Origin of the sequence: Pseudomonas sp. HS-18, assembly GCF_020401845.1 — a bacterium.
Classification (GTDB): domain Bacteria; phylum Pseudomonadota; class Gammaproteobacteria; order Pseudomonadales; family Pseudomonadaceae; genus Pseudomonas; species Pseudomonas nitroreducens.
The window spans coordinates 5770326-5787065 of the sequence record NZ_CP084413.1 but is presented as its reverse complement, the minus strand read 5'-3'; the positions used below and the strand labels follow the sequence as shown (position 1 = coordinate 5787065).

The window sequence follows — 16740 nt, the reverse complement described above, 5'->3', positions numbered from 1 at the left end:
GGCACGCATGAGCGAAACCCTCGATCTGAGTCTGGAGGGCGTGGAGCGCCGGTCACTGGCCGACTTCACCGAACAGGCTTACCTGAACTATTCCATGTACGTGATCATGGACCGCGCCCTGCCGCACATCGGCGACGGCCTCAAGCCGGTACAGCGGCGAATCGTCTATGCCATGAGTGAACTGGGCCTGGACGCAGACTCCAAGCACAAGAAGTCGGCGCGTACCGTCGGCGACGTGCTGGGCAAGTACCATCCCCACGGCGACTCGGCGTGCTACGAAGCCATGGTGCTGATGGCCCAGCCGTTCTCCTACCGCTATCCGCTGGTGGACGGCCAGGGCAACTGGGGGGCGCCGGACGATCCCAAGTCCTTCGCCGCCATGCGTTACACCGAGGCCCGTCTGTCGCGCTACGCCGAAACCTTGCTCTCCGAACTGGGCCAGGGCACCGCGGACTGGGTGCCGAACTTCGACGGCACCCTGGACGAGCCGGCCGTGCTGCCGGCGCGCCTGCCCAACCTGCTGCTCAACGGCACCACCGGCATCGCCGTGGGCATGGCCACCGACATTCCGCCGCACAACCTGCGCGAAGTGGCCGCTGCCTGCGTGCACCTGCTGGATAACCCGGGCTCCACCGTCGCCGACCTGATCGATTTCGTCCCAGGCCCGGATTTCCCCACAGAGGCGGAAATCATCACCCCGCGCGCCGACCTGCAGAAAATCTACGAAACCGGCCGCGGCTCGGTGCGCATGCGCGCCGTGTACCGCGTCGAGGATGGCGATATCGTCGTCACCGCGCTGCCGCACCAGGTCTCCGGGGCCAAGGTGCTGGAGCAGATCGCCGGCCAGATGCAGGCCAAGAAGCTGCCGATGGTGGCCGACCTGCGTGATGAGTCGGACCATGAGAACCCCTGCCGCATCGTCATCATCCCGCGCTCCAACCGCGTGGATGCCGAAGAACTGATGACCCACCTGTTCGCCACCACCGACCTGGAAAGCTCGTATCGGGTGAACATGAACGTCATCGGCCTGGACGGCAAACCCCAGGTCAAGGACCTGCGCCAGGTGCTCAGCGAGTGGCTGACCTACCGCACCGACACCGTGCGCCGCCGCCTGCAGTTCCGCCTGGACAAGGTCGAGAAGCGCCTGCACCTGTTGGAAGGCTTGCTGGTTGCCTTCCTCAACCTCGACGAAGTCATCCACATCATCCGCACCGAGGACCAGCCCAAGCCGGTCCTCATGCAGCGCTTCGAGCTCTCCGAGCTGCAGGCCGACTACATCCTCGATACCCGCCTGCGTCAGTTGGCGCGCCTTGAAGAGATGAAGATCCGCGGCGAGCAGGACGAGCTGGCCAAGGAGCGCGCCAAGCTGCTGGCGATCCTGGGTTCCAACGCCAAGCTGCGCAAGCTGGTGCGCGACGAGCTGGTCGCCGACGCCGAGACCTACGGCGATGACCGCCGTTCGCCCATCGTCGAGCGTGCCGAAGCCCGCGCCCTGTCGGAAACCGAGCTGATGCCGACCGAGCCGGTCACCGTGGTGCTCTCGGAAAAAGGCTGGGTACGTTGCGCCAAGGGGCACGACATCGACGCCACCGGTCTGTCCTACAAAGCCGGAGACGGCTTCAAGGCCGCTGCGCCGGGCCGCTCGAACCAGTACGCGGTGTTCATCGATTCCACCGGCCGCAGCTATTCGCTGGCCGCCCACGGCCTGCCATCGGCCCGTGGCCAGGGTGAGCCGTTGACCGGCCGTCTGACGCCGCCGCCGGGCGCGTCCTTCGAGCGCGTGCTGCTGCCGGAGGACAATGCCCTGTACGTGCTGGCCTCCGACGCCGGCTACGGCTTCGTCGCCAAGGGCGAGGACATGCAGGCCAAGAACAAGGCCGGCAAGGCGCTGCTCAGCCTGCCCAATGGCGCGCAGGTCATGGCCCCGCGGCCGGTCAACGACCTGGAGCAGGACTGGATCGCCGCTGTCACCACCGAAGGCCGCCTGCTGCTGTTCAAGGTTTCCGACCTGCCGCAGCTGGCCAAGGGCAAGGGCAACAAGATCATCAGCGTGCCGGGCGACCGCGTGGCAAGCCGCGAGGAGTATCTCACCGACCTCGCTGTTCTTCCGACGGGCGCTACCCTGGTGCTGCAGGCCGGCAAGCGGACGCTTTCGCTCAAGGGTGACGATCTGGAGCACTACAAGGGCGAAAGGGGGCGTCGTGGCAACAAACTGCCGCGCGGTTTCCAGCGAGTGGACGCCTTGCTGGTAGAATCGCTGTCTCAGGATTGAAACGCGGTTCGATACATTCTGCCTCTGGAGCTGAGGCGCCGGTTGAGGGATGATACGTCCCTTTGGCTACTGGCGCCTCGGCGCGTTGCCTGAAGCCATAGTGAAATTTGTTGGAAGTAGCGCCGATTTTCGGCGAATGACGGTGAACCAGATGAGCGCTTGGCGCGTCTTGGCCTTATTTTCCCTCGTCAGCCTCCTTGGGCTGACGGGCTGTACAGTGAACCGACCGACCCAGTTGTACCAACTGGACGCGGGCGCGGTTCCTGTTCCGACCCGTGACAACGGCGTCGCGGTTCTGCTCGGCCCGGTGTCCCTGGCCGATTACCTGAAGCGCGAGACCATGGTCCAGCGCCAGGCCGACGGTATCCTCAACCTGTCGACTGAAGCCCGCTGGGCTGGCAGCCTGGAAACCAACGTCAGCCAGCAGCTGATGCGCCTGCTGTCGGGCGAGCTGGACAGCACCCGTCTGGCGCTGTTCCCGGAGAAGCCCGGTTTCACTCCGCAGGTGCAGGTCATGCTGACCATCAGTCGCCTGGATTCCGGCCCCAAGGAGCCGGCGGTGCTGGAGGCGCGCTGGCGTCTGCTCGACCCGAAGGGTGAGCTGCGTGACAGCCGCGTCTTCCGCGAGGAAGAAGCGCATTCTGGCAGCGTGCAGGACCAGGTGCGTGCCCAGGGCGACCTGCTGCGCAAGCTGTCCGCGCAGCTCGCTCGCGACGTACGTCCGGTCGCCGCCGCGGTTGCCGAACAGCAGGCGGCGCCGCCGCGCAAGCCGCAGGTAGCCAATACCGAGCAGGTGGCCAAGCCCAAGGTGGAGGGGCCGAAGATCCCGCTGGTGGTGCCGATCCGCACTGACGTCGAGGTCTACCGCTTCTAAGCCGGCACTGCTCGGCGCGAAATTCCACGGCCCGCAGAGTTTGGCTTTGCGGGCCGTTTTGCATCTGCCGTGGCCGGTTTTGACATCTTCTTGACGGCCCCTGTGGTATCTACGGGCGCTTGTGCAGGCTATTGGCGCCCGGACGTTTCCGCGCGGAGCCTGCGAGAGACTCAAGCGTGTCGTCATTCCCTCCTACGTCCGGTATTCAGGCAGATTCCGCCCTGAGTCGTCAGACGCTTTGCGTCATGCTGGCGACTCTGGTGCTGTTCCTGCTCGGTGTACACGGTGACGCCTTCGTTGGCTTCGACTCGCGCTTCGTGCTGTTCGCCCGCGAAATGCTGCGCCATGGGCCCAGCTGGTTCCCGACCACCTACGGCGCACCCTACCCGGACTATCCGGCTACCTCCACCCTCCTGACCTACCTGCTCTCGCTACCGCTGGGGCGGGTCACCGAGCTCACCGCCTGGCTGCCCACCGCGGTAGCGGCGGCCGTCTGCGCCGGCATGGTGTATCGCCTGGTGGCTCCGTTCTCGCGCTCCTGGGCGCTGGTCAGCCTGGCGATGCTGCTGCTGACGGCCACCTTCGTCAGCGAGACCCGGGCCGTGTCCCTCGACCTGATGGTCGCTGCCGTAGGGCTGCTGGCCTTCTACCGGGCGTTTCAGGCCGAGCGCCATGGCGTGCCGGGCCTGCTGCTGCGCCTGCTGCCACTGCTGTTCATCGGTTTTGCCCTGCGTGGCCCGCTGGGGTTGGTGGTGCCGGCCGGCATGGTGTGCAGCCAGTTGCTGCTGGACCGGCGCTGGAAGGCTCTGGTTGCCTTCTCGGCAAGCGCGCTGGTCCTGCTGATGCTCTGCGTGCTCGCGCTGATTGCCCTGGCGCGCTCCACCGGCGGAGAGGAGTTTGTCCAGGATGTCCTGCGGATGCAGGTGATCGGCCGTCTGGACGGCTCCGCTGGCTCCAGCGATGCCCTGTATTACTTCCGCAGTTCGCTGGGCAACTACGCCCTGGCCTTCCCGCTGGCGTTGCCGGCGCTGGCGCTGCTCTGGCAACGGCGCCGCGAGCCGGCGTTCCGCCTGGTGGCGGGTTGTGCCCTGGCGGCGCTGGTGGTCATGGTCGGCCTGTCGGTACCGCAGGCCAAGAAGGCCCGCTACATCGTTGCCCTGGCGCCGCTGGCGGCCATTGTCGCCGGTTATCCCTTCATGGTTGTCGGCAGCCGTCTGGCGCAGGTGCTGCGTGGCGTACTGCGCGTGCTATGGCTCGCCTTGCCGGCCTTGCTGCTGGCCGGGTTGTGGCTGGCCTGGAAACGCTACCCACAGGAACTTGCCGCCCTGGGCTGGCGCCTGCCGGCCTGCATCGTGGTGCTTGCCGCGCTGCTGGTGCTGGGCGCACTGCGCTGGCGGCGGCCGGCGGCACTGGCCCTGGGGGCGGCGCTGGCACTGTGGGCAAGCTACATTCTGGTCTTCGAGCCGGTGGAGCATCGCCTGTACGACAGCCAGGCGTTCTCCCGCGAGCTGGTCCTGCAGCTCGATGCGCAGCCTGCGCCCCTGGCGCTCTATGGCATGGCTCCGGACGCGCGGGCGATCAAGCTGATGGTCAATCTCGACCGTGACCTGCAGCCGCTGTTCCTCGACCGCCCGGAGCAGTTGGCTGCCCAGCGCGGCCCGCTGTACCTGATGATCCAGGCGCGCGATGCCGAGCGTATCGCCGCCTCCCTGCCCACGGCCCCGGAGCAGTTGTTCGAGGGCCGCTTCGACAATGACACCTATCGCCTGCTGCGCCTCCCCGGAGTGGGCTCCAATCCGTGATGAAAGTACTGACATCCCTTCTTGCCTGCTGTCTGCTGCTGGTCGGCTGCGACGATTCCGATACCCAGGATGTGGTCGAGCGGGACCAGGCATTCTTCCGCCAGCATCCGCTACCGCCTCTGGAAATCATCTCCGGCGGTGGCAGCTTCGTGCTGCCGCTGCTGCCCGACACCCAGTTCTACGCGGAGAACAACCACCGCCAGCGCCACCTGTTCCGCAGCGAGCAGCGCTTTCCCGGCTTGCCGTACCAGCCGGCGCTGGCGTTCTTCGCCCAGACGTTCTGGCTGGCCAAGCACGCCGAGGTTCTCCAGGTGCCGCTGGTGGTGCACCTGGGGGATGTGGTGGAGAACGCCGGCGTCGCCACCCAATGGCAGACCGCCAGCGGTGCCATGCGTACGCTGGAGGAGCGCGGCGTGCCCTACAGCATCGCCACGGGCGAACGCGACGTGCATGAGGAGGCCAGTAGCGATGACCGCCGATCGTTCCTTGACCGCTTCGCTGACCACTTCGGACCTCAGCGCGCGGCCTGGCAGAGTACCTATGTCGGCAGCGATCCCAGGGGGCTGAGCCAGGTGCACCTGTTCCAGCGCTATGGGCAGTCGTTCCTGCTGCTGGCGCTGGACTGGAACCCTTCTGAAGCCACCCTGGTGTGGGCGCAGAGCGTCATCGACGAGCATCCCCATGTGCCGGTGATTCTCGCGTCCCACAGCATCCTGCGGCGCACCGACAAGGGCGTGGCGGAGCTGTCCCGCGAGGACAATGCCAGTGGCGTGCTGCTCTGGGATCGGCTGATCCGTCGCAACGACCAGGTGTTCCTCACTCTGAACGCGCACACCGATGGCGCTGTGCACACCCGACTGCTCAACGACCGGGGGCACAGCGTCGATATGGTGATGGTCGACTACCAGCACCAGTACCTCGGCGGCAACGGGCTGCTGCAGTTGCTGGAGCTGGACTTGCGGCGCAATCGTCTCGCGGCGTTGACGCTGTCGCCGTGGGTACTCTGGAAGCGCCAGGTCTATCCGCAGGCCTACAAGCCCTGCGATACGTTGCAGGCGCTGCACGATTGCGACCAGCTGATGCCGGAAGATTCGCCCGGCTGGGACAACCGCTTTCAGCTGGAACTCGATTACCAGGCACGGTTCAGCAGTTTCCAGGGCTACAGTGCGCAGTTGCCGTTGCAGGGTGAGCAGGCCTCGCTGCTGGACCAGCTCCAGGCGCAGCTCGGCAAACGCTGAGTCAGGCGTCCCCGCGCAGCAGGCGGCGTACTCCAATGCCGGCCAGCGCCATGCCCAGGCAAGGCAGCCAGACCCAGCGCGCCTCGGAGAGCAGTACTTCCAGGCCGCGCGGGCTGAGGAAGCGCGACAGGCCGATGGGCGAGACCTCGATCGGGTGCAGGGGCAGGAAGTAGCGCTGCTCGCTCCACGGCCAGAACCAGGCGACGCCCAGTCCTCCGTCGGTCATCGCATCCAGCACGCTATGGGAGGCGGTTGCCAGGCCGATCCACAGGCCGGCTTTCAGCGGGCCGCTGCCCAGCAGGCGGCAGCACAGCGCCCCAAGCACACCCAGGCACGCCGCGAACAGCAGGGAATGGCTGAAGCCTCGATGACCGAAGGCGTCGTGGTAGGCAATGCCCAGCTTGAAGGCCAGCACATCGAGGTCGGGTAGGCACGCGGCGAGCATGCCGGCCAGCAGCAGGCGCGGCCCGATGGCGCGCGAGCCGAGCGCGAGGCCCAAGGCCAGCACAGGCAAGGGATGGGTGAGCAGGGTGGTCATGGAATCCGTTCCACGTGGGGCCGGGCGGCCCCCTCTCTTTCTATTGGGGGTCAGCTGGTGCGCAGGGCGCGCATGCGCGAGAGCTGGCGTTCCAGCATGGATGGGTAGGGCTCTTTCAGCCATTCCACGCAGCAGGCGTTTTCCGGGCTGGCGATGGGGCGGATGCGTGCCCGCTCGCGGACCTTCTCGTCGTCGCCGATGGATTTTTCCACCAGCAGCAGGTTGCGGCTGTGCTGGCTGAGGGCCAGGGCGTCCTGGGCAGAGGAATCCTGCAGCAGGTCGGCCTGTTCGAGGTCGGCGACGTCTTCGCCCAGCACCAGGCCCAGTTGCAGCTGCAGGGTGATGCCGCTGTCGGCCACCTCGATCTGCAGGGCATGGCCCAGGGCGCACATCAGCTCGCCGCAGCACAGTGCGTTGGTGAGGAATTCCTCGTCCTGGTCGCGGCTGTGGAAAAGGATCAGGCTGCCGCCGTCGCTGAGGGTGTAGAGCGTACCCTTGTACAGGCGCGCGGCTTGCTCCAGGCAGTCGCGGTAGCGTTCCAGCAGGTCCACCAGGCGTGCACGCGGCAGGCGGCGCAGCTGTTCCTGGGCGCCCAGTTGCACGGCCAGCACAGCGCTGGTGCCGGCGGAAATCGGCTCCGGCTCGGCTTCAGGCTCTTCTTCCTCGACGCCGATTTCGTCCTCGGCTTCCTCTTCCGCCACGGTCTCGAACTCTTCCTCGGGGAAGTCGTCGTCAGCATTGGCCTTGCGGCGCGCGGCGGGGGCGAGCAGCTCGTCGTCGGAGAAAATGTTTTCGTCGAACTCGTGTTCGTCTGCGGGGCCCGTTGCTTCCAGCGACGGCTCTTTGGCCGCGGGCTTGCCGACCTTGGCAGGCGCTTTCGGGCGCGGCGCGGGAGCGCTGGCCAGCGGTTCGGGAGCTGGCGGTTTCTCGGGCACCAGGCGCGCCTGCAACTGGCGGGCAAGGTCGCCGATCTCGTTCTGCAGGCCGGCGCCTGGAGCGGGGTCGTCCGGGTCGCGCAGCCAGACACGAAGCTGTAACAACGGTGTGGAAATCTGCCGCCCCAGACGCAGGCCGAAGGTCAGGGTGAGCAGCAGCAGGATCAGGCTGATCAGCCCCATGCTCTGCAGGCTGACGGTCATCGGTTGCTCGAACTGGTGCATGTCGAGGCTGATGCGCAGGTGGCCGGCGATCACTTCCTGGAAGGTGATCGGCGTGGAGTACAGGCCCTCGGCATCGCCCAGCAGGCCCTGCTTGGGCCGCGTGCCGGACTCGGCGAGGATGCGGTTGTCCACGCTGTAGATGGCGGCGTGGGCCACCAGCGGGTTCTTGGTCAGGTTGTTGAGCAGCACGTTGAGGCTGAGGATGTCGTTGGACACCAGCAACTCGGTGGCCGACTGCGCGGTCTGTGTCGTCAGGCTCTGGCCGAGGGCGTCGGCCTGCTGCTGCATGGCCTGCTTGAACTGCATGCCCATCACCCAGGCGTAGATCACCAGGGCAGCGGCCACCAGCAGCAGGCTGTGGATGGCGATGCGCAGGGCGATCGGCACGCGGCGCTGGCGCAGGGCATGGAAGAGCAGCAGGAAGAAATTGTCGGGCTTGACGGAGGTGGGCCGGGTCACAGCGGGCTCGGTCTTCTCTAGGGCAGATGCGGGGCAGTATAACGAGGCCCTACCGAGGGGCAAAGCGCCGCAGGGCCCGTCAACTCGAACCGGGCCGGAATGACCCGGGGAACTCGCCGTTAATCCGATCGACGGCGCCGGCCCCGAACGGGCGAGCGGAGCATCCGCGGACGGTGAAAGCAGGTAGAATGTCTGCCTTTTTTCCATGGCGGAGACAGCGCCTTGCGCGAGATCGTCCTGATCAACATCACCGGGGAAGACCGCCCCGGCCTCACCGCAGCCATCACCGGCGTCCTGGCGCAGGGTGGCGTGAACATCCTCGATATCGGCCAGGCGGTGATTCACGACACGCTGTCCTTCGGCATCCTCGTGGAAATCCCGGACAACGAGCGCGCTTCGTCAGTGCTCAAGGATGTGCTGTTCACGGCCTACGAGCTGGACCAGCAGGTGCGCTTCACACCGGTCTCCGAGGACGATTACCGGCAGTGGGTCGGTGGCCAGGGCAAGCCGCGCCACATTGTCACCCTGCTGACTCGCCGGGTGACCGCCGAGCAGTTGCAGCGGGTCAGCTCGATCACTGCCAAGTACGGCCTGAACATCGACCAGATCGATCGCCTGTCCGGACGTATGCCGCTGGACATGCCGGCGGACCAGGGCAAGGGCTGCATCGAGTTCTCCGTGCGCGGCGAGCCCGCGGATCCGGCAGCCCTGCGCGCCGAGTTCCTCAGCGTGGCCCAGGAGCTGAACGTCGACATCGCCTTCCAGCAGGACTCGGTGTTCCGCCGCAACCGTCGCCTGGCGGTGTTCGACATGGACTCGACGCTGATCGAGGCCGAGGTCATCGACGAGCTGGCCAAGGCGGCCGGCGTGGGCGAGCAGGTTTCCGAAATCACCGAGCGCGCCATGCGCGGCGAGCTGGACTTCCGCGCCAGCTTCAAGGAGCGCCTGGCGTTGCTGCAGGGGCTCTCCGAGGATGTGCTGGAAGAGATCGGCGCTTCGCTGCGCCTGACCGAAGGTGCCGAAACCCTGTTCGCCGAGCTCAAACGCCTGGGCTACAAGACGGCCATCCTCTCCGGCGGCTTCAGTTATTTCGCCAAGCAGCTGCAGGCCAAGCTGGGCATCGACTATGTGTTCGCCAACGAATTGCAGATCGTCGACGGCAAGCTGACCGGCGTGGCCATCGAGCCCATCGTTGACGCCCAGCGCAAGGCCGACCTGCTGCGCGAACTGGCGGCGAAGGAAGGCCTGCAGCTGGAACAGACGATTGCCGTGGGCGATGGCGCCAACGACCTGCCGATGCTCGGCCTGGCCGGCCTGGGCGTGGCCTTCCGCGCCAAGCCACTGGTCAAGCAGTCGGCCAAGCAGGCGATCTCCACCCTGGGGCTGGACGGCATCCTCTACCTGCTCGGCTTCCGTGATCGCGAAGGTGTGGACGGACTCTGATTTGCCGCAGCATGAAAAAGCCGCCTCGATGGGCGGCTTTTTTATGGGCTTCCGGCTGCTTTTTGTAGGTTCCGTTCCGGGTTACTCGTCCGAGGCGAAGTCGTAGTCCATCGCCTGGCTCGGGCCCTGCAGGTAGCGGCCCTGGATGTAGTTGGCGCCGGCCTGCCACAGGGTGGCCAGGGCGGTGGCGCTTTCCACCATGGGGACGATGGTCAGCTTGGCCTGGGCGTGCAGGCTGGCCATCAGGGTCTTGAGGTTTTCCTGGTTCTCCGCCGTGTTCAGGTCCTGCACATAGGAGCCGTCGACCTTCACGAAGTCGACGTTCATGTGCTTGAGCGTGTTGAACGGGTTGAGTGCGCAACCGAACTGGCACAGGGCGATCTGGCAATGCAGTTCCGCCAGGCCCTGGCTGAGCACCTTGGCCTGGCGCAGGTAGGCGATGGCGTCCGGTTCGCTGATCTGGACGATCAGCGCATCGGCCGGCAGGCGCGAGGCCTTCAGCGCCACGCTCAGCCACGGCAGCAGTTCGGGGTCCTGCAGGCTGGGGCCGGAGAGGTGCACGAAGAGCTTGGTCTCGTGACCCTTGGCGCGGTGTTCGGAGAGCAGCTTGATGGAGTTGAGCAGCACCCAGCGGTCGATCTTCTCGGCCAGGCCGCTGGCCTTGGCGGCGTTGAGGAAATCTGCCGGCGGTACTTCCTCGCCCTGCGGGTTGAGCAGGCGCAGCAGTACTTCGTAGTGCTCGTGGGTATCTCCACGCAGGCTGATGATCGGCTGGAACAGCAGGCGGAAGCTGTTCTGCTCCAGCGCCTGGCGGATGATCGCGACGATGTCGCCACGGTAGGCGGCAGCGGCGAGTTCATCGGCCGGGTTGTAGATCTTCAGGCCGTTGCCGTCCTTCTGTGCGACGTCGTCGGCGCCACGGTGGGCGCGCTCGATGACTTCCTGGGCGCGGGTGGTCTTCTCGTCCAGCCCGGCGGTGCCGATGGACAGGGTGACCTGTGCGGTGCGGCCATGGATGTCGAACAGGTGGCCTTCGACCTTCTTCAGCAGCGCGTTGAAGCGCGGCGCCGATTGTTCCGGGGTTTCGCCCTGCAGCAGCACGGCGAACACATCGTCGCCCAGGCGGGCCAGTTGCGCCTGCTCCGGGAACTGCCCGCGCAGCAGGTTGCCCAGGTCCGCCAGCAGCAGGTCGATGCTGGCAACGCCGAGGTCGAGCTGGAGGGTCTGGGCGCGATCCAGCAGCATGTAGGCGAAGGTCGCCGGCTGGCCGGCGGTTACCGCACGCTCCACGGCGCTGTCCATCAGGTCGAGGAAGTGGGCGCGGTTGAACAGGCCGGTGACCAGGTCCTGACTGCTGACTTCGCGCAGTTTTTCCTCGAGTTGGGCGTTGTCCGATTCGGCGCGTATCACCACCTGGATGCAGGGTTCGCCGTCATAGGTGGCCGGCGAGAAGGTCATGCGCGCGGCGAAGGCCTGGCCATCGCTGCGGATGCCGCTGCAGGCCAGGTCGGCGTTGTCCTCGGTGCTTTCCTTGGTGAGATGGTAACCCTTGAGGAAGTCCTTGAAGTTGGCCTGGTCGCAGCCGGCGATCAGGTCGATCATCGGCATGCCTTCCAGCTCCTCGGCATCCTCGTAGCCGAACAGGCCGACGTAGGCCCGGTTGGCGTAGATGTGCATGCCGTCGTGGACGTAGGTGATGGCGTCCACCGAGCTGTCCAGCAGCAACTGGCAACGTTTCTCTGCTTCACGCAGCGCGACTTCGGCGGAGCGGCGGGCGCGGCGCTCCTCGAGGTTGGCCAGCTCGCGGTTGGCGACCAGGATCAGCCGCTCGTCCTCGCCTTGCGGCAGGGCATCCTGCGCGCCGAGGGCCAGGGCCTCGGTGACGGCGTCGGAGTCGTTGCCGCTGACCAACTGGATAAAGGGAATGTCCTTGGCCTGGCGGCGAATGCTGCCCAGCGCTTCGCTCGGGTCCAGCGCCTCGGCCTCGGGGGCGGCGATCAGCAGGTCCCAGCCCTGGGGCAGGATGTCCGTCAGGTCGTCGCTGGAGGTGATGCGGTGGACGCGGGTCGCGCGACCGGCATTGCGAAACAGGCTGACCAGGCGCTCGGCTTCGTTCTGCGAGTCTTCCAGGATCAGCAGGCGGATGGTTTTCTTTTCATTGGCCATGAGGAAGGCTGCTTATACCGCGCTGGACGGCAGCAAATTGGCGACGAATGGGAATTCTCCGGAATCTACAGAGACTTCCATAGTGAGTCAAAGTCTTCCTCCCCGCCAGCACCTCGAGCATTCGGTGCTGTGATGGGCTTATCGCTCGACGGGCCGGCAGCATCCTGCGCCTGGTATTCGAACTGGGTGAAGCTGGCGGTGGCGGTGACCTTGCGGGTCAACGTGGCACGTCGTTCGTCACCCTGCAGGTTGAGCTGCACGCGGTTGCCTTCCTGGAAGGGCAGGCGAGGAGTAATGACGGTCGCCGGGCGGGAGATGGCGGCGATTTCCGGCAGCAGCAGCGCCCGCAGGTACTGGCTGCCCTGTTCGGTCTTGCGCAGCAGTTGCAGGCCGCAGGGCTGGGCGAGCGGGGCGATCAGCTCAATGCCCATCTGCGTGCCGCCGCCGCGGACCTGGCGGATCCAGCGCACCACCGCGACGCTCCAGCTGTGCTCCGGGGTGTCCTGGATACCGAGCAGTTCGCCGGCCTGCAACTGGCTGGGAATTTCCTTTGGCCAGGTCAGGCAGTAGCCACCGGGGCTGTGGTTGACGATGGCCAGGTTGAAGACTGGATAGTCGTCGCGCGGATTTTCCGGTGCGGCGCCAACGCCCGTGTCGTCGACGGTGCGTGGCGCGGTGTATTCGATTTCCTCCAGCGGCATGCCGGGCTGCCAGTCGTTGAGTTTCTGCGCATCGAAGGCGCCGGACCAGGCGTCGTTGACCTCTGCCTTGAAGCTGGGCACCTGTTCCTGCACCTGGATCTTCAGGACGTCGGCAAAGCTGCGACGGCCGGCGAGGAAATAGTGCAGGGCGCTCATGCCGATACAGAGGGTCAAATGACCCTGGCCGGGCGTACGGTTGAAGGTGCGTTCGGCGATGTCGCCCCAGGCGGCGGCGAGGTGCTGCAGCAGATCGATGCTGACGCCGTCCGGGACTTTCAGGCGCGCCTTGGCGCGATCCTCGGCCGGCAGCAGGAGGTATTCGCGGATCAGGTCCACCAGCGGCTGCGGGTCGATGCCCAGCGCGCCGGTGAGATCGCTTTCCTTGAACAGCGTGCGATAGCGCGGCGGGCCATCCACCTGCGGCACCACCACGAACAGGGTGGAAGGCGCGTCGGCGGCCTGCACTCTGATCTGCGCCGCCCAGCCTTCGAGCACTTCGGCGACGCGTGCGATGTTGTTCTGGCGCATCTGGTTGCAGCGCGCAGAGCCGAGCATCAGCGCAGTCACATAGGCGTGCTCGATGGACAGCCCCTGGGACTGGCGGGCGAGCGCATCGCGCACCGGCGTGTGCTGCAAGCCGTGCCGACGAGCGAGCTGGTAGAGCTGGTGGAGTTCCAGCCAGAGGTTTTCCGGCACCGGGCAGTACAGCTGGGACGCTCGTACCAGCGGCCCGCAGAGGCTGCGGATGGCGCGCTGGGTGGCCGCGGTCATCACCTGGGCGCGTTCGCGGGTGAAGCGCGAGGCTTCGCGTACGACAATCAGCTTGTAGCCGATGGCCAGATGGTTCTGCAGCGCCTGGCAGAGGTTGGCGACCTTGCGCGGGCGCTCGTCCAGGACGATGGATTGGTTGAGGAAGTGCCGCTCCAGGTTGTGGCAGACGAAGTGGACTTCCGGGCGGAACAGTTCCAGTAATTGCAGGCGAGTCTCGACCGGCAGTTTGAGCTGGTTGAGTTCGATCAGCCCCTGGTAGAGCTGACGAGCCGTTTCCCCGAGATTGGCCTTGGGCAGGTGATCCAGCCAGTTTTTCAGCTCGCGCGCATTGGCGTTGCAGAAGCTCAGGCTCTCGTGCGTTGGTGTGGGGACACGTAGAAACTGCTGGGGACTGTTGTCCATGGTGAGAGTCGATTCTCCACAACCCGGCTCGTTGTACGAACCAGTTGTTCATAACTGTCGGCTTTTTCCGAACTCTAGCAGCATCCGCCGCCCGCCGCAGCCCATCGCCCGGATGGTGCGCGGACAGGTCACGGCCGAGGGGATTGCCCCTTGATCTGACGTTGCAGGGCGTCCTTCGCCGAGTCCTGCGCCGTGCTGCGCACCCAGCCGTCGCCCTGGGCCGTCACCGGGTAGGCCGCCCAGTCGAGCAGGTCCTGACGGCGGCAGACGCCAGTGTTGCCTTTGCCGGCGCCGGCGACCACCTTGTAGACCAGCTGATCCTGGCGGCTGCGCTTGTCCGGGTGGTCGTCGATCACCTGGCGCACGGCCCAGGCGTTGCCGCTCAGGGCGTTGCTGTAGCTGGCGCCGAGCAGGATGTCTTCGGGCGTCAGGCGCTGCGCCTGGGCGTGTTCCTGGGCCAGCTGGAGAATCTTCAGCAGGTCGTCGAACTGCACGTCGATGTACGAATCCATCTTGCGCAGCGCGTGATACAGGTCCTCCGGTGCCGGCCCCGCGGGCAGCTTCGGCGTGACTGGCAGGCGTGCCAGCGGTGCGGGGTAGCGGCGCCAGGCGAACAGGCCGTTGAAGGCCAGCGCGACGGCGAGGATCAGCACGACGTTGAGCAGCACCGGGCTGAGCACGTAGTGGAAGCCCAGGGCCGTGATGGCCGGACCGCCGGATACTGCCGCCAGTGCCGTGGCGCCGCCCGGGGGGTGGATGCAGCGGGCGTAGTGCATGACCAGGATTGCAGCGCCCACCGCGAGGGCGGGGGTGAAGGCCTGGCCGGGGAGGAGCTTCTGGCAGATCACCCCGACGCAGGCCGAGAGGACCTGGCCGCCGAGAACAGCCCAGGGCTGCGAGAGCACGCCATGAGGTACAGCGAACAGCAGCACGGCGCTGGCGCCCATGGAGGCGACGACCCAGATGGCCGCTTCGCTGGGTAGCACCCAGTGGGTGACGGCGTAGATGGCGGCGATGCCGCACAGCGCTCCGGTTGCGGAGAGCCACTTTTCAAGATGGCTGGTGGCATTGGCACGCCAGCCCATCAGGTGCAGGAAGCGTTTCATGGCAGGGAACTGGCACGATGAGGCGAAAAGCAGTGGTGGGCGGCTCGTTGGCCGCCCGCCTTATGGACAGCGGACCTCAGCCCTGGCGTGCGCCACCCAGGCGCTCGCCCATGCGCACGGCGCTGGTGGCGGCGAGGTTTTGCGCCCAGCTCACCTGCTCGGGACCGAACAGCACGATGGCGGTCGAACCCAGCTTGAAGCGGCCCAGCTCGGCGCCTTTCTCCAGGTGGATCGGCGCACGGGAGGCTTCGTCGTAGGAGAACGATTTCAGCTCACGCTTGGGCGGCGTGACCAGGCCGGCCCAGACGGTCTCGATGGAAGCGACGATCATCGCGCCGACCAGCACCACGGCCATTGGCCCGCGCTCGGTGTCGAAGATGCACACCACGCGCTCGTTGCGGGCGAAGAGTTCCGGCACCTGCTCGGCGGTCAGCTGGTTTACCGAGAACAGGCGGCCCGGCACGTAGACCATCTCGCGCAGGGTGCCGGCCAGCGGCATGTGCACGCGGTGGTAGTCCTTGGGCGACAGGTAGACGGTGGCGAAGTCGCCGCCCATGAAGGGCGCGGCGCGCTCGGCGTCGCCGCCCAGCAGTTCCATCAGGCTGTAGCTGTGGCCCTTGGCCTGGAACACGCGGCCATGCTCGATCGGGCCGAGCTGGCTGATGGCGCCGTCGGCGGGGCAGAGCACCGCGCCTGCGCTTTCGTCCAGCGGACGCGCGCCCTCTTTCAGGGCGCGGGTGAAGAAGGCGTTGAAGTGTTCATAGGCGCGCAGGTCCTCGACCTGGGCTTCGCGCATATCCACCTGGTAGCGACGGGCGAACCAGGGAATCAGGCGGTCCTTGAACCAGGGCGCGCGGCATTCGGCGGCGCAGCCGATCAGGCGCGACAGCAGGTGATGCGGCAGCAGGTACTGGCTGAGGATGAACAGACGATCTTTGAACGACATTCCTTAAACCTCTACGGGGGTGTCGGGATGGTTGCCCCATTCCGACCAGGAACCGGCATAGCCCTTGACCCGCGGATAGCCGAGGGCCTTGGCCACCAGGTAGGTGAAGCCGGAGCGGTGGTGGGTCTGGCAGTGGGTGATCACTTCCTTGTCCTTGGTGATGCCCAGGTCCTCGAGGATCTGCGGCATATCGGTGCGGATGCGCAGCGCGCGGGCCGGATCCATGCCGGCGGTCCATTCGAAATTGACCGCGCCGGGCACGTGGCCGGCCTTGGCGGCGAGAACCTTCTGGCCGCTGTACTCGCTGGGGTTGCGGGCGTCCCAGACGGCCAGGTCGGCTGCGCCCAGGCGGCTCTGCAGGTACTCGCGGGTGGCGGTCGGCTCGTCGTGCAGGGTCAGCGGCAGCGGGCCGCCGACCGGCGCCGGAACGTCCTCGCTCAAGGGCAGGCCGTCGGCAAGCCAGGCGTGCAGGCCGCCGTCGACGTAGTGGTAGTTGCCGTGGTCGATCACATCCAGTAACCAGATGAAGCGACCGGCCCAGCCGCCGCCTTCGTCGTCATAGACCACGTAGACGGCATCGGGGTGGTGGCCCAATTCGCCGAACAGCGCTTCCAGGTCGGCCTTGGCCGGCAGCAGGCCCGGGGCCGGCGTGCCGCCCATCTGGGTGCGCGCAGGAGCGACGAAACGGGCGCCGGGGATGTGGCCCTGGGCGTAGCGCGCGGCGCTGGTCAGGTCTACCAGGATCAGTTCCGGAGCATCGAGACGGCTGGCGAGGTCAGCCGGTTCGATCACCAGGGGCAGGGCGGAGAAGGCGGACATGGCGGAGACTCCCGGCGAAAAGGGTGGGGGAGGCAACGTGAGC

The 16740-nt window shown here is 66.5% G+C and carries 12 protein-coding genes; 5 read left to right on the top strand and 7 right to left on the bottom strand.

The genetic code is table 11. From position 1 onward, the window contains the following. Positions 1-7 precede the first annotated feature (7 nt). From parC to LDJ84_RS26975, 4 genes are all read left to right on the top strand, one after another. Positions 8-2272: a DNA topoisomerase IV subunit A gene (parC, locus tag LDJ84_RS26990; RefSeq protein ID WP_065085577.1), complete on the top strand. Its 2265-nt coding sequence runs from the start codon at positions 8-10 to the stop codon at positions 2270-2272. 151 nt (positions 2273-2423) lie between these two features. Next, positions 2424-3146, top strand: coding sequence for a membrane integrity-associated transporter subunit PqiC (locus LDJ84_RS26985; RefSeq protein ID WP_024764306.1), 723 nt, complete (start codon positions 2424-2426; stop codon positions 3144-3146). A gap of 245 nt (positions 3147-3391) precedes the next feature. Continuing rightward, positions 3392-4948 carry an ArnT family glycosyltransferase gene (locus tag LDJ84_RS26980; protein WP_065085576.1) on the top strand — a complete coding sequence of 519 codons (1557 nt, stop codon included), beginning with the start codon at positions 3392-3394 and terminating at the stop codon, positions 4946-4948. Next, complete coding sequence (locus LDJ84_RS26975; protein ID WP_065085575.1) at positions 4948-6186, top strand: calcineurin; 1239 nt, start codon at positions 4948-4950, stop codon at positions 6184-6186. The genes LDJ84_RS26980 and LDJ84_RS26975 overlap by 1 nt, the downstream gene beginning before the upstream one ends. 1 nt (position 6187) lies before the next feature. On the opposite strand, the gene LDJ84_RS26970 is transcribed toward LDJ84_RS26975, so the two are convergent. Both LDJ84_RS26970 and LDJ84_RS26965 read right to left on the bottom strand, forming a co-directional pair. Beyond that, the gene (locus LDJ84_RS26970) at positions 6188-6724 is read right to left on the bottom strand and encodes a metal-dependent hydrolase (protein WP_065085574.1); all 537 of its coding nucleotides are present in this window, start codon (positions 6722-6724) and stop codon (positions 6188-6190) included. Between the two features lie 50 nt (positions 6725-6774). Further along, on the bottom strand, positions 6775-8343 hold the full coding sequence (locus tag LDJ84_RS26965; protein WP_226045613.1) for an AhpA/YtjB family protein: 1569 nt from the start codon (positions 8341-8343) through the stop codon (positions 6775-6777). 222 nt (positions 8344-8565) lie between these two features. Here LDJ84_RS26965 and serB point away from each other — a divergent pair, with 222 nt between their 5' ends. Continuing rightward, positions 8566-9786: a phosphoserine phosphatase SerB gene (serB, locus tag LDJ84_RS26960; RefSeq protein WP_024764311.1), complete on the top strand. Its 1221-nt coding sequence runs from the start codon at positions 8566-8568 to the stop codon at positions 9784-9786. Between the two features lie 81 nt (positions 9787-9867). On the opposite strand, the gene LDJ84_RS26955 is transcribed toward serB, so the two are convergent. The 5 genes from LDJ84_RS26955 to rhdA form a co-directional block, all read right to left on the bottom strand. After that, a complete protein-coding gene (locus LDJ84_RS26955) occupies positions 9868-11952 on the bottom strand; it encodes an EAL domain-containing protein (protein WP_065085572.1) in 2085 nt (694 codons plus the stop codon). Between the two features lie 65 nt (positions 11953-12017). Next, complete coding sequence (locus LDJ84_RS26950) at positions 12018-13826, bottom strand: molecular chaperone (RefSeq protein WP_065085571.1); 1809 nt, start codon at positions 13824-13826, stop codon at positions 12018-12020. A 128-nt stretch (positions 13827-13954) separates the two neighbouring features. Then, the gene (locus LDJ84_RS26945) at positions 13955-14932 is read right to left on the bottom strand and encodes an HPP family protein (protein WP_065085570.1); all 978 of its coding nucleotides are present in this window, start codon (positions 14930-14932) and stop codon (positions 13955-13957) included. A 76-nt stretch (positions 14933-15008) separates the two neighbouring features. Beyond that, a complete protein-coding gene (gene asd / locus LDJ84_RS26940) occupies positions 15009-15878 on the bottom strand; it encodes an archaetidylserine decarboxylase (RefSeq protein ID WP_024764314.1) in 870 nt (289 codons plus the stop codon). Positions 15879-15881: 3 nt separating this feature from the next. Then, positions 15882-16697: a thiosulfate sulfurtransferase gene (gene rhdA, locus LDJ84_RS26935; RefSeq protein ID WP_065085569.1), complete on the bottom strand. Its 816-nt coding sequence runs from the start codon at positions 16695-16697 to the stop codon at positions 15882-15884. Positions 16698-16740 lie beyond the last annotated feature (43 nt).

Coding starts and splice junctions, on each gene's coding strand:
- LDJ84_RS26945 (WP_065085570.1), bottom strand. CDS start 14,932: ATGAAACGCTTCCTGCACCTGATGGGCTGGCGTGCCAATGCCACCAGC.
- LDJ84_RS26970 (WP_065085574.1), bottom strand. CDS start 6,724: ATGACCACCCTGCTCACCCATCCCTTGCCTGTGCTGGCCTTGGGCCTC.
- rhdA (WP_065085569.1), bottom strand. CDS start 16,697: ATGTCCGCCTTCTCCGCCCTGCCCCTGGTGATCGAACCGGCTGACCTC.
- LDJ84_RS26980 (WP_065085576.1), top strand. CDS start 3,392: ATGCTGGCGACTCTGGTGCTGTTCCTGCTCGGTGTACACGGTGACGCC.
- LDJ84_RS26950 (WP_065085571.1), bottom strand. CDS start 13,826: ATGGACAACAGTCCCCAGCAGTTTCTACGTGTCCCCACACCAACGCAC.
- LDJ84_RS26975 (WP_065085575.1), top strand. CDS start 4,948: ATGAAAGTACTGACATCCCTTCTTGCCTGCTGTCTGCTGCTGGTCGGC.
- asd (WP_024764314.1), bottom strand. CDS start 15,878: ATGTCGTTCAAAGATCGTCTGTTCATCCTCAGCCAGTACCTGCTGCCG.
- parC (WP_065085577.1), top strand. CDS start 8: ATGAGCGAAACCCTCGATCTGAGTCTGGAGGGCGTGGAGCGCCGGTCA.
- LDJ84_RS26985 (WP_024764306.1), top strand. CDS start 2,424: ATGAGCGCTTGGCGCGTCTTGGCCTTATTTTCCCTCGTCAGCCTCCTT.
- LDJ84_RS26955 (WP_065085572.1), bottom strand. CDS start 11,952: ATGGCCAATGAAAAGAAAACCATCCGCCTGCTGATCCTGGAAGACTCG.